The 12,425-nt window shown below is 34.1% G+C and carries 12 protein-coding genes and 1 pseudogene; 3 read left to right on the top strand and 10 right to left on the bottom strand.

The window, feature by feature from the left end:
• Positions 1 to 168 precede the first annotated feature (168 nt).
• Positions 169 to 1,008 carry a YitT family protein gene (locus tag ACQKIM_RS00180; protein ID WP_427537254.1) on the top strand — a complete coding sequence of 280 codons (840 nt, stop codon included), beginning with the start codon at positions 169 to 171 and terminating at the stop codon, positions 1,006 to 1,008.
• Positions 1,009 to 1,079: 71 nt separating this feature from the next.
• Here ACQKIM_RS00180 and ACQKIM_RS00175 read toward each other — a convergent pair whose 3' ends face one another.
• The 5 genes and pseudogenes from ACQKIM_RS00175 to ACQKIM_RS00155 form a co-directional block, all read right to left on the bottom strand.
• Positions 1,080 to 1,982, bottom strand: coding sequence for a D-alanine--D-alanine ligase (locus ACQKIM_RS00175; protein ID WP_427537251.1), 903 nt, complete (start codon positions 1,980 to 1,982; stop codon positions 1,080 to 1,082).
• A 4-nt stretch (positions 1,983 to 1,986) separates the two neighbouring features.
• A complete protein-coding gene (locus ACQKIM_RS00170) occupies positions 1,987 to 3,438 on the bottom strand; it encodes a PLP-dependent aminotransferase family protein (RefSeq protein WP_427537248.1) in 1,452 nt (483 codons plus the stop codon).
• A 197-nt stretch (positions 3,439 to 3,635) separates the two neighbouring features.
• Positions 3,636 to 4,175, bottom strand: a pseudogene (locus tag ACQKIM_RS00165) (GrpB family protein).
• 108 nt (positions 4,176 to 4,283) lie between these two features.
• The gene (locus ACQKIM_RS00160) at positions 4,284 to 5,144 is read right to left on the bottom strand and encodes a hypothetical protein (RefSeq protein WP_427537245.1); all 861 of its coding nucleotides are present in this window, start codon (positions 5,142 to 5,144) and stop codon (positions 4,284 to 4,286) included.
• Positions 5,134 to 5,658, bottom strand: a complete 525-nt coding sequence (locus tag ACQKIM_RS00155) for a sigma-70 family RNA polymerase sigma factor (protein WP_427537242.1) — start codon at positions 5,656 to 5,658, stop codon at positions 5,134 to 5,136. Before ACQKIM_RS00155 ends, ACQKIM_RS00160 begins: the two co-directional genes overlap by 11 nt.
• A gap of 137 nt (positions 5,659 to 5,795) precedes the next feature.
• On the opposite strand from ACQKIM_RS00155, the gene ACQKIM_RS00150 reads away from it, so the two are divergent.
• Both ACQKIM_RS00150 and ACQKIM_RS00145 read left to right on the top strand, forming a co-directional pair.
• Positions 5,796 to 6,575: an ABC transporter ATP-binding protein gene (locus ACQKIM_RS00150; protein ID WP_427537239.1), complete on the top strand. Its 780-nt coding sequence runs from the start codon at positions 5,796 to 5,798 to the stop codon at positions 6,573 to 6,575.
• Positions 6,575 to 8,194 carry a hypothetical protein gene (locus tag ACQKIM_RS00145; RefSeq protein ID WP_427537236.1) on the top strand — a complete coding sequence of 540 codons (1,620 nt, stop codon included), beginning with the start codon at positions 6,575 to 6,577 and terminating at the stop codon, positions 8,192 to 8,194. Before ACQKIM_RS00150 ends, ACQKIM_RS00145 begins: the two co-directional genes overlap by 1 nt.
• 39 nt (positions 8,195 to 8,233) lie before the next feature.
• Here the strand turns inward: ACQKIM_RS00145 and ACQKIM_RS00140 are convergent, their stop codons facing one another.
• The 5 genes from ACQKIM_RS00140 to ACQKIM_RS00120 form a co-directional block, all read right to left on the bottom strand.
• Positions 8,234 to 8,848, bottom strand: a complete 615-nt coding sequence (locus ACQKIM_RS00140; RefSeq protein ID WP_427537233.1) for an ABC-2 transporter permease — start codon at positions 8,846 to 8,848, stop codon at positions 8,234 to 8,236.
• A gap of 104 nt (positions 8,849 to 8,952) precedes the next feature.
• On the bottom strand, positions 8,953 to 9,330 hold the full coding sequence (locus tag ACQKIM_RS00135) for a GntR family transcriptional regulator (RefSeq protein ID WP_054771273.1): 378 nt from the start codon (positions 9,328 to 9,330) through the stop codon (positions 8,953 to 8,955).
• Between the two features lie 269 nt (positions 9,331 to 9,599).
• A complete protein-coding gene (locus ACQKIM_RS00130) occupies positions 9,600 to 10,214 on the bottom strand; it encodes an ABC-2 transporter permease (RefSeq protein WP_427537230.1) in 615 nt (204 codons plus the stop codon).
• Between the two features lie 4 nt (positions 10,215 to 10,218).
• On the bottom strand, positions 10,219 to 11,076 hold the full coding sequence (locus ACQKIM_RS00125; protein WP_427537227.1) for an ABC transporter ATP-binding protein: 858 nt from the start codon (positions 11,074 to 11,076) through the stop codon (positions 10,219 to 10,221).
• A 334-nt stretch (positions 11,077 to 11,410) separates the two neighbouring features.
• Positions 11,411 to 12,361: an alpha/beta fold hydrolase gene (locus ACQKIM_RS00120; RefSeq protein WP_427537224.1), complete on the bottom strand. Its 951-nt coding sequence runs from the start codon at positions 12,359 to 12,361 to the stop codon at positions 11,411 to 11,413.
• Positions 12,362 to 12,425 lie beyond the last annotated feature (64 nt).

Genomic DNA, 12,425 nt, shown 5'->3' with positions numbered 1-12,425 from the left:
GTATGTCTTCACTTCGCCAAATTTTTACCATTTCCTTCTTTAGTATGTTCCACAATATAGATTTCAATAAAAAATTAGTCTTACGATTATTAAATATCATTGATAAACATCCCAAAAACGATATAAACTTGATATAGAATAAATCAAAACAATTTGGTGGTGTGTGTAATGAAAAAATACTTTATGGATATATTCATAATTGCGGTTGGGTCACTGCTTTTTGCACTGGCAGTTAATCTATTTGTTATTCCAAATGATTTAGGTGAAGGTGGCGTTACAGGTTTAACGATTATTGCGTATTATCTGTTTGGATGGTCGCCAAGTATTGTAAGCTTTGTGCTAAATGCGGCTTTATTAGTGGTTGGCTATAAGTTTTTAAGTAGGCAAACAACGATTTATACGATTATTGCAGTTACTCTCCATTCACTTTTCTTACATTTGACAGAATCATGGTCCATTGCTTCAGATGAAATTATTGTGAATACTATTTTTGGTGGGGTATTTGCTGGGATCGGCATCGGCTTAATTATTAGAGTTGGCGGAACAACAGCGGGTTCTACAATCTTAGCTAGAATTACAAACAAATACCTTGGTTGGAGTATTAGCTATGGTCTTTTGTTCTTTGATTTAATTGTCGCTTTTTCATCGTACTTTATTATTGGTGCAGAGGCATTAATGCTGACTATTATTATGCTTTATGTGGGAACAAAGGTAATGGAATTTGTTATTGAAGGTGTCAATCCTAAGAAAGCCGTTACCATTATTTCAAAAAAGCCAGAAGACATTGCAAGTCATGTAAATGGCTTTATGAATCGAGGCGTCACAGTGCTATCCGGTCATGGCTATTATACGAAGGAACAAAAAGAAATTCTTTATATTGTAATTAGTAAACAAGAGGTCGTAAAACTCAAGAAAATTGTTAAGGAAATCGATAAGGATGCCTTTATTGCCATTCATGATGTCAGAGATGTCTTTGGACATGGATTTATAGAATTATCTAAATCTTAATTAGAACGACTAAACACCTTTTGTTGAAACTAACATTCAACAAAAGGCGTTTTTATGCCAAACAACCCATTTTATCGTCTTACCTTTAAAGATGTTTCTATAATTTGATCTAATAGGTTTGCATAGCCGATTCCCGCCCCAAGTGCGCTTTTTGGGAGTAGGCTGTTTTTTGTCATACCTGGTAATGTATTTACTTCCATAACATACGGGATACCATCCTTGATTAACATATCAATTCTGGCATAAACACTGCATTTTAAAGCGTTATAACTGGCTAGTGCAGCCTCCGCAACACGCTCATGTATGGCGGTAGGAAATTCTATAACCTCTTCAATTGTAGAGGCATCATTATATTTCGCCTCATAGTCAAAGAACTCTGCAGTATGTCGAATTGACAATATTGGTAATAGCTCACCATCCATTATAGAGCAGGTTATTTCCTCCCCTTGAATATACCTTTCGATAATAATTTCAGCATCCCATTTGAATACTTCATCAACTGCGGAAACTAAGGCTTCTTTATCATTTACGATTTTCACCCCTACGCTGGAGCCACCCGAATTTGGTTTTACTACTAACGGATACCCCATTTTATCCACCTTATCTAGCAGCAGCTCTTCCCTAGTTGAAAGATGGAGCCAATCTGGTGTTTCTATGCCCTCATAACGAAGAATTTTTTTGGAAATATTTTTATCCATACAAATACTGCTTGATAGTATACCACTGCCAGTATACGGTACATCTAAGGTCTCAAGCACACCTTGTATCGTGCCATCCTCTCCAAACTTGCCATGAAGCGCTAGCAGGGCAATATCGATGTTTCTTACTTTATCTATAAGTTCTGTTTTGTCATGTAGTTCAATTGCTACAACTTCATATTTACTTTTATCTAAATGGGCAATCATTTCTTCCCCTGTCATAATAGAGACCTGCTTTTCCGAGGAAATCCCTCCCATAATAACGCCAACTCTCATATTTTCAACTCCCCATTTCATTTTTCAAGGTGTCACCAATAATCTTAATTCCATGGACAATATCCTCTTCCTTTAACCGCGAAAACCCTAATCGAAAAGTATTACTACCTTCGCCATTGCTATAAAAAACATCCCCAGGATAAAAAACAACTCCTCTTTGATAGCACTTTTCCAATAGTGTACGAGCATTTATTCCTTGCTCTAACTCAATAAAGAGATGAAGACCGCCATCACCAGTCATTCTTTTAAAGGGAATGTATTGATTGCAAGCTTGACGGGCTAGTTCATATTTTTTCTTATAGACTGACTTAGCCTTTTTTAAGTATTTTTCGAAATAGCCATCCTGTAAATATTGATAAAGTACAGCTTGATCTAGTGTTGATGTATGAATAGTCCGTGCCCTTTTAACACTTTCCAAGCAATGAATAAGCTCCCTATCTGCCAATATCCAGCCAACCCGTAAGCCTGGAAAAAGAATTTTTGAAAAGCTGCTGATATAAATAACATTATTACCTGCACCGATAAAGGTTATTAACGGTGCCAGATGAGAGCCTGAATAACGTAATTCCTCATTAAAGCCATCTTCTACAATCGGAATTTGATAGTTAGAAAAAAGGCTAATAATTTCAGATCTTTTTTCAGAGGAGGTCACAATTCCTGTTGGATTATGATAGGACGGAATCAGATAGGCAAAATCGAAATCCTTTGCTGCCAGGCTTTTTTCAACCTGATCTATATCGATACCGTCATCCTTCATGTCAATTCCGTGGATGTCAAAGCCATGCAAGCGAAAAAGCTTTAATGCGGCGTGATGAGTAGGATTTTCACAAATCACACGCCCAGATTTTTTAGCAAAGGATGATAATAAAATGTCCAATCCCTCGGTAAAGCCATTCGTAATTAAAATATCCTTATTAGAAATATCGACACCCTTCTTCTCCATATAATGAAGAAGGTACTCGATTAGCGGTTTATAGCCCTTGGCGTATCCGTAATTCAATACGATATCCCCTTCAAGCGACATCCTAGTTAAAAAGGCTCTTTTAAAGTTTTCAACATCAAAAAGCTTTTCTTCTGGGGCGACACTGTTGAAGGAAATCATGCCTTTTTCCCAGTGAATATCCTCTTGTTTCATCAAATCTAATTCATCAGCTAACAAAGTAACTTTATTAAGCCTCTCCCTCCAATCGAGCTCAACAGAGGGTGTTTTCACTGTTACGACCTTTCCTACAAAATTCCCTTTTCCTTTCAATGCATAGATGATGCCATCTTGCTCTAAATCTGCATATGCATTCAATACGGTATTTCTACTGACTGATAATAATTTACTAAGTTCACGGGTAGATGGAAGCTTCTGATGCTCCAGCAGATGTCCCTTGACAATCATTTCTTTTAAATAATTCTTTAATTGAATATAAACCGGACGATCATCCACAAGCTTAAAATCATTAAACACTTCCTGACCCCCTTGCTTTATTTTTGCATAACTGACTTTCACTCAAAAGGTCCACTGCATATGGAATTTTCTTTAGCAGTGGTTGATAAAAATAATAACAATTCTAAGTTTATTAATCTTCAAAATTAAACTACCCCATACATGTTAGTTAAGTGTTTAACATGTACGGGGCTAATGAACCTTCTTCTTATCGGTAATTAATAGGGACAATCATTCTTTACCATTCGTTCTATCTTAGCTCTATCGATTATCATTCTAATGAACGGTTCCTTTTCCTTGGTATAGATTGAACGATAGTTTGGATATTTAATCGCCAGTTGTTTTTTTAACAAAGCATATTCATTTGCTGCTTGAGGATGTGTTCGAAGATAATCTCGAAACAGTATTTTTTCAATCCATTCCCCACTGTTAAATTCACAAATATGTAAATGGCATTTTCCCTGTCCCTATAACCCTTTTCTAAAAAATTTTCTATCAGCAAATTCGGGTTTCGGAACATATTCATAGTCAATTAAAATTAAAGCATCCACGGAGTCTGGCATCTCATCTAATTTTTGTACACCTACAAGTATGTCTATGATAGGTTTTGCGTCTAGTCCCTTAATTGATGTACTTCCAATATGTTCAATACCAAGAACCCTTTCTCCTAAAGCTTCTTGAATTCTGTTTTTTTCATAAGCATATTGTTGTTCCCAATTAGGGTTATACGTGGACAGTTGTACTTTTATTTTCTCCATGTGCTCACCACCCTCATTCTTCTTAAATAACCTAAAGCCGAATATTGATCTTCGCATATTGAATTTTTCTAATCTTTATTATATGTCATAATTTTCTATTCAAAAACACTAATATATCTTACCATTTACATCACAATTAAATTCAATGGTAAATGCTTTTTCAAAATGTAAGCCATTATAATCAAAATTTCCTTCAATACGAATACTATAGGTTCTACCCCCGTCTATTAATGAAACCCTATAGGACGTTTGCTCCCACATGCCCTTAGGATAGGCTAGTCTTGTAGAAATATTGTCAGCTTTTATAAATAATTGCCGATCATAAACTTCATTAAATTGTGTTTTAAAATATCCTGTTACTTCAATTGTTTTCAAAATATCCGGGAAGTAAATATACGTTGTTTTAGTCGTACTTCCATCTGCATTAGTAATAATCGGCTCAGGAGTTATTAACATATTATCAATTTTTTCACGTTCTGTAGCTAGATGTTGTTCTACCCCCTCCTGAATCCTTTTTTCAAATTCTTCTGGCGTAACCCAATATTTATCATCAAATTCCTCTATTGGCACAACTCTAGTAGATAGACCTGGTTTCTTTTGCATAGCTCTTTCTACGATTTCCACATATTCCTTGTAATATTGTTTTTTTTCTTCATCCGTAAGAGAAAGTGGTTCTTTTGGAATTTCTTCCACAGACTGTGCTGGCGGTTCAATATTCTGCTGTTGCACCTCATTTATAATAGCCATTGAGGTATCATTGGATGGAGGACTAGCTTTCTCTACCGATTGAATCGTAGGCAGTAGGCTAATTCCTATTAGAATAACAGCTACTATTGAAACAATTAAGGGCTTAACATGATATTTAGGTTGATGGGATTTCTGTATTTTTGTATGAATATTTGCTTTTTCCTTTTCTGATAACTTTATAGAAGCAGGAAGAGATCGCTCCAGTTCTTGTTTAATATTCATATTCAATGTCCCCCTCCTCTATTGTTATTTTTGCTAATTTTCTCCCCCGTACTAGCCGTGTTTTTATTGTATTAGGAGAGCATTTTAAAACATCGGCCATTTCAGTGATTGAAAGTTCAACATAATAATGTAGCCATAATACTTCTCGATATTTAATTGGTAAAGAGCTGACTAGTTCGCCTATTGATTGATTTTGCTCTTTCTGCAAATAGTCCACTTCAAGGGATTCACGCCTTAACCACGTTCTTACTTTTTCTGTCACTTCTAATTTTCTATAGTGCCAGCTTTTTAAATAATTTTGACACTCGTTTACAGCTATTCGATATAAATACGTTTTGATGGAGGAACGTCCTTCAAAGCTATCCAGGCTTTTATAAAATTTTATAAAGACATCCTGTACAATATCTTCTGTTTTCTGTAATTCTTTTACATATGTATAAACCAACCGCTTTAAATAATCACCATGCTGCTCCATCGCCTCATATAGCAATCGCTCTTTGTCACCATTAGTCAAAGCGTAACCTCCCCTCTTATAAAGTTAGACAAGTCTGGAAATGAACTGGTTTCATTTTATCAAAAGGAAAATTCCCACTTTTTATATGGTATAGTATGTTTATGGTTAATTTTTCTAGAATTGAAAGGGGCTACAAAATGGAAGAGATTTTAACGATTACGAATTTAACGAAAAGTTATGGAAACAAGGATATATTAAAGGGAATTGACCTCCATGCATCTAGAGGAGAAATCATAGGCTATATTGGTCCAAATGGTGCTGGTAAAAGCACAACTGTGAAAATTATTTTAGGACTAGAAGGTGACTATGGTGGAGATATCAAGCTCTTTGGGGAGAGTATTAGAGAAAATCAATTAGACTATAAACGAAGAATTGGTTATGTACCAGAAATCGCAGATGTTTATGATAATTTAACAGGCTACGAGTATTTAACCTTTATCGGGCAATTATACGGGCTTGATTTAGAAGTAGCTGCTGACAAATCAAAATCCCTAATGGAATTGTTTGGTGTTGGAGAAGCCTACCATGCTAGAATTTCCTCATATTCTAAGGGAATGCGACAAAAGCTATTAATTATCGCCAGTCTATTACATAATCCAGACATACTATTTTTAGATGAACCCATCAATGGCTTAGATGCAAATAGTGTCATGATTTTTAAGGAGATTTTAACGCAACTTGCTGCTCAAGGAAAAACGATATTCTATTCATCTCATATTATGGATGTCGTAGAGAAAATCAGTAGCCGAATTATCCTGTTGTACGATGGGAAAATTGCTGCTGATGGTACGTTTGCGGAGCTACAAGCAGAAAATACAGAGGGAACACTGGAAAGAATTTTCAATCAATTGACAGGCTTCCATGAACACCAGGAAATTGGTGAGAAATTTGTCTCCATTGTACAAGGGGTACGATGATGACAGATTTTAAAACCCTACAGCTGCTTGATAAATTCCGCATTATTTTTATTAAATTGGGCATTGATTATGACATGATGAGGAAAATCCTCCATATAAAATTAACAATGGATGAGCGTAAAGTACCGACAATATTTAACCAGAACAAGAAGAAGGATGATCAAAAATACGGCTATATTAAGTCTTTATGGATTTATGTTTTGTTTGGGCTTATGCTCATTCCACTTATGAGCTTTGGTCAAAACTTTCTTTTCCAGATGAGTATTTCATATGCCATGATTATTTTTTTAATTATGACATCCTTGATTTCTGATTTTTCATCAGTCCTACTGGATGTACGCGACAGAAGTATCCTTTCGACTAAGCCGATCTCTACGAAAACGATTAATGCCGCGAAGTTTATGCATATTTTCATCTATTTAACTTATTTAACAGTTGCATTAACAGCTATTCCACTTGTCGTTAGCCTCATCAAACAAGGCATTGCATTCTTTATGTTAACAGTGTTTGAGATTTTTTTAATCAACCTATTTATTGTCGCTCTTACCGCCATTCTCTATATGATGATTCTACGATTCTTTGATGGAGAAAAGCTGAAGGATATGATCAATTATGTTCAAATTGGACTATCCTTAATGCTGATGATTGGCTATCAAGTTCTGATTAGATCCTTTGAATTTGTCAATTTAGATATGGCGGTAATATTTCATTGGTGGAGTATTTTCCTTATACCAATGTGGTTCGCCGCTCCTTATGAGTTGCTACTAAATGGTAACCATTCCTTAATGACCATAGTTTTTTGTTTGCTTGCAATCATCATACCTATTATTTCAATATGGCTTTATATTAAACTAGTTCCAACTTTTGAACGCAATCTGCAAAAACTATTAAATACAAGCAAATCAAAAAAAGAAAAGAACAATCGACTAAAGGCGTTTTTGTTAAAAATCATTTGCGGAACTAATGAAGAAAGAGCTTTCTACCGTTTTGCCTCCCTTATGATGAAACAAGAGCGAGAGTTTAAGCTGAAAGTATATCCGTCCTTAGGCTTTTCCTTTGTCATTCCATTCATTTTTATGTTTACTTTTTCCAGATCAGAAGAAGTTGATTATTCTGTTAGCATGAGCTATTTAAATATTTATTTCAGCATGCTAATTATTCCATCAGCTGTGCTTATGCTTAGCTATTCAGCGAAATATAAAGCGGCTTGGATTTATAAGGTCTTTCCACTCAAAGATTATACAGACCTAAAAAAAGGTAGCTTAAAAGCATTTTTGATTAAGTTGTATATTCCATTATATATTGTGCTAAGCATCATTTTCTGCTTCATCTATGGTCCGAGAATCATCCCAGATTTACTGATTGTTTTAGTGACAAGCTGCTTGTACACTGTCATTTGCTATATTACTATCGGAGGTAATATTCCTTTCACAAAGCCCTTTAATGATATTGGCGATGCCCAGAGCTGGAAATCTCTTATATTGCTTCCCCCTTTAGGTGCTCTAGCGGGACTGCATTACTTCCTAGCAGCTCATATTTCTTATGGTGCTGTAATTTATTTAATCGTGCTTGTCATCACGAATTTTGTTCTATGGAAACTTGTATTTAAGCGTACATAAACGGCTTGAGCCTAGATTACTGGGCTCAAGCCGTTTATTTTAAAAAGCTTTCTTCTCATATATACGAATAGATAGTAGCCAAGATCCAATATATAATATAACAGTTGTAAGAATAGCTATGAAATACATTTGCGTTTCTTGTAAAGTCAAGAACTTTCGTGCTAGTTCTCTTAATATATCATTTATAGGAACTAGTAAACTAATTGTTAACATATAGATACCCAATAAAACACCTAAAGCAATCAATAAATAATGCGTTTTAAATTTATAGGAGATTGGAAACATGAATGATATAGCGACCATTACTAGACCAATAATAAACAACATTTCTTTCCATATAAAAAGACCCCCTTTTCCATTTATGAGGAAATCCCCCGCATAAATCATGAAAATAAATATTGTTGTAAATATCAGTGAACCTATATATTTTGAACTGACAATTTCCTTTCTCGTATAAGGTAGAGAATTGAGTAGAATATTAGAGTTGTCTTTTTCATCGTAAGCGAAAGCATTTAGTATAAATATTACACTATAAAGAAATCCCAAAGGTATTAGGGAGGGTACACCTGCCAATAAGTAGATTATTATAGTAGCAATGTAAAATAAAATTATTTTCTTTTGTATTAAAACATCCTTAAGTATAAGGTTAATCATCTATTTACCATCCTTTTTTTCGTATATTACATATGAGGGTACGCTTTTTCACAATAACCGTATCTCCAAATATATTCACCACACGAATTTAACAGCTGTCTCCATCACTCATTCTCTGTATACAATAGTGTGAGCATTTCTTTGAGCTCTGCTAAGTCAATGTTCATTTCTTTAGCATTTTGAATGGCAATCAACAGATTTTCTTCGACTACCTTTATTTTTCTTTCTCTCATCATTTCCTTATTTTGTTCAGAGATGAACGAACCTTTTCCCACAATAGAATAAATAAACCCGTTTTTCTCTAGCTCTTCATAAGCGCGTTTTGTTGTAATAACGCTAATTTCTAAATCCTTTGCAAGCTGGCGCATAGAGGGCAATGACTGCCCTTCTTGTAGTTCACCTGTTAAAATAAGCTTTTTGATTTGAGCATAAATCTGCTCATAAATCGGCTCTTTTGAACTGTTTGAAATAATAATTTGCATACAAATACCTCTTCTTTATTTTTATGTGATTGGCACATGAAGACATCAGTTATTTCGTTAGCATGAACCATTAGAATTTTTATTTCAACACACTAATTATTTCGTCCGCTGTACAATGGAATTTATAATGTCTTTCACATAAAGATTACATTGTATATTGTTTAGAGTATAATTTTCTGCCTCACGGAAATTATCCGTTTATTGATAGTGGACCTTGTTTAAGCACGTAAACAGCTTGAGCCTACATCGCTGGACTCAAGCTGTTTCTTTTAAAAAACTTTTCTCGCATATATACGAATAGATAGTAGCCACGATCCAACATATAAAATAATGATTGTAAGGATAGCTACGAAATACATTTGCGTTTCTTGTAAAGTCATGAACTTTTGTATCAATTCTCTTAATGTACCATTAAGACTAGGGGATAAAAATTTAATGATTAAAATATATATTCCAAATAAAGCACCTACAGCAATCATTAAAGATTGCGTTTTAAATTTATAAAAAATTGGCAGTATAAATGACAAAGTGACCATAACAAGACCGATAATTAGCAATATATCTTTCCATAAAAACAATACCTCTTTTCCATTTAAGAAGAAATCACCTATAGAAGTAATGAATATAATTAGTGATGTATATACCAATGAACCTATATATTTCGAACTAACGATTTCCTTTCTCGTATATGGCAGCGAATTAAGCAAAATATTAGCGTTATCTTTTTCATCATAAGCAAAGGTCTGAGTGATAAAAGCCATACTATATAAGAATCCTATCTTTACTAGGGACACATCTATAAATAAATAAAGTATAATTGTAGCAATGTATATTAAAATTAATTTCTTTTGAATTAAAGCATCCTTAAATATTAGATTAACCATCCCATTACCATCCTTTTTTCGTATAGTACATAATATCTTCAAGCGTCGGTTTTTCCATAATGACAGAATCCCCAAATATGTTCGCCACACGATTTTTATCCGCAGTTAATGCCTCAAAGCCTGTGTTCGATTTTCGGATGGCAACAAACTCTCGTTCCGTTTCCTGATCCAATAAATTCAATGTCCCTTTGACAATGGCATATTCCTCTTCAATCTTGTAAAATTCCTTCGTGAATATATGCTCACCATTATGAACAAAGGTAATATAATCCGCAATTCTATCCAGATCTGTTGTTATATGGGTCGAGAAGAAAATCGTTTTATCTTCATCTTGCATTAATTCATGTAGTATATTTAGTAGCTCTCTACGAAATATCGGATCGAGCCCAGCAGTTGGCTCATCCATAATAATTAATTCTGCATGATGAGCTAGGGCTATGGCTAACGAAGCTTTCATCTTCATACCCTTCGAAAAGGTCTTCATATTTTTATTCAATGGTAGTTCGAACTGATTGACATAACGTTGAAAGGCGTTATTATCCCAGTTTTTATAGGCTGGTTTAATAATCCTTTTCATATCCTTTAATGTTACATTTTCATAAAAGACATTTTCATCATAGACAAAGCCAATACGTTCCTTTATTTCTTTTTCATGCTTCTTGTAATTCATGCCAAACACTGAAACAGTGCCACTATCTTGCTTTAGTAAGTTCATAATCAGCTTGATTGTTGTAGATTTTCCTGCACCATTTCCCCCGATAAATCCAGTTACAAAGCCTTTTTTTACGTTAATAGAGAAATCCTTTATTTGAAATCCCTTAAAAGATTTATGAATATGCTGTAATTCGATGACATTTTCCATCTTTAACCCTCCGTATGCAATAATGTAAGCATTTCCTTGAGCTCTTTAAGACAAATGCTCATTATTCTAATAATGTATATATACTTTATATACAATATACACACCATGAATTTATTTTGCAAGTTTTAATTTTTTACTGTTCAATATAAAATTTTCATTACATAGTAAATCACTATGTAACCGTAACATTGTCTCTCTTTTTGAAGTAAAAAGGCATACAGTCAAATTAAATGACTGTATGCCCATTGTAAATATTAATAATCCTTTCTTCCTTGATGGCAATTTAAATCAACGCACAAATAGCCTGGAGATTTTTACATTTTAAAGATCCTGCTTAAAAAATAGAACTTTCTATAAATTTTTTTGACTCATCAGCAATTCGCTTAAATTCAATATCATGAATATAGTGGGCGCAATCTAATTTTATGAATTCACCATCTTTATACTTACTAATAAAATCCTTTTGAAAGTCAAGCCATGTATCCTTATCCCAGCCTGTTCCTTGCCCATTCGATGAAAATAAAAGTATAGGAACATTTGGCATTTCTAAGGTCTCAATTTTTTTTGCATTAGCCTTTATGTTTTTTATTTCATTAATCATATTTTTAGTTACCGTTCTACGATAAAAAATCACTTTATACAGTTCCTTCTCTTGCTCTGTCAGATTTCCATACTTCATCGCATCACTCTCGGAAAGACCCGGAATCCATCTCGTAATACCTATCTTTGCAGCAAATGCGCTTAAATGGATCATTGGCATATTTATATTATAATCCTCATATGCAGCAGGAACAGCCATATCCAATCCAACAATTGCTTTTACCTCGTCTGGATAAATTTGTGCCCAATACAGAGCTTCAATCCCAGACATAGAATGAGGAAATAAAATATAGGGACCCTCAACTCCTGATTTTAATAGAGCTTCCCTTGTTTCCTGTAAAATCGTCTCAATATCTCGATTAGCGTCTGTAGTATCACTAAATCCGTAGCCTGCCTTTTCAACGACAGCAATTCTATATTTATCACTTAACAAGGAGTACAATGATTTAAAATCTAAAACAGGTGCACTCGTGCCACCACCAGACATAAAAACTAGCGTTTCTTCACCTTTTCCTTCTATGTATACATGCATTTTATGGTCATTAACGTCTACCAGCTTCCCAATGGGTGTAAATCGATTTTCTTCTTTGGATAATTGTATTTGGTGATTAATATAACTGGTAGTAATAGTTAATAGAAACAATGCCATTATTATGATTAACATTTGTACAATTCTTTTAAGCATTAGCTTGTTACTCATCCCTTTCCTAAGCTAACCAGAATTATTTTGATTTTTTAAAGCCACCTCT

It is taken from the genome of Lysinibacillus sp. NPDC047702, assembly GCF_050272555.1.
GTDB lineage: Bacteria > Bacillota > Bacilli > Bacillales_A > Planococcaceae > Lysinibacillus.
The sequence above is the reverse complement of the archived record's forward strand: the minus strand, read 5'-3'. Positions and strand labels throughout refer to the sequence as shown.

Excerpts from the sequence above, each read along its gene's own strand:
- ACQKIM_RS00130 (WP_427537230.1), bottom strand. The coding sequence starts at position 10,214 with ATGGTTAATCTAATATTTAAGGATGCTTTAATTCAAAAGAAATTAATT.
- ACQKIM_RS00180 (WP_427537254.1), top strand. The coding sequence starts at position 169 with ATGAAAAAATACTTTATGGATATATTCATAATTGCGGTTGGGTCACTG.
- ACQKIM_RS00175 (WP_427537251.1), bottom strand. The coding sequence starts at position 1,982 with ATGAGAGTTGGCGTTATTATGGGAGGGATTTCCTCGGAAAAGCAGGTC.
- ACQKIM_RS00125 (WP_427537227.1), bottom strand. The coding sequence starts at position 11,076 with ATGGAAAATGTCATCGAATTACAGCATATTCATAAATCTTTTAAGGGA.
- ACQKIM_RS00135 (WP_054771273.1), bottom strand. The coding sequence starts at position 9,330 with ATGCAAATTATTATTTCAAACAGTTCAAAAGAGCCGATTTATGAGCAG.
- ACQKIM_RS00140 (WP_427537233.1), bottom strand. The coding sequence starts at position 8,848 with ATGATTAACCTTATACTTAAGGATGTTTTAATACAAAAGAAAATAATT.
- ACQKIM_RS00150 (WP_427537239.1), top strand. The coding sequence starts at position 5,796 with ATGGAAGAGATTTTAACGATTACGAATTTAACGAAAAGTTATGGAAAC.
- ACQKIM_RS00160 (WP_427537245.1), bottom strand. The coding sequence starts at position 5,144 with ATGAATATTAAACAAGAACTGGAGCGATCTCTTCCTGCTTCTATAAAG.
- ACQKIM_RS00145 (WP_427537236.1), top strand. The coding sequence starts at position 6,575 with ATGACAGATTTTAAAACCCTACAGCTGCTTGATAAATTCCGCATTATT.
- ACQKIM_RS00120 (WP_427537224.1), bottom strand. The coding sequence starts at position 12,361 with ATGCTTAAAAGAATTGTACAAATGTTAATCATAATAATGGCATTGTTT.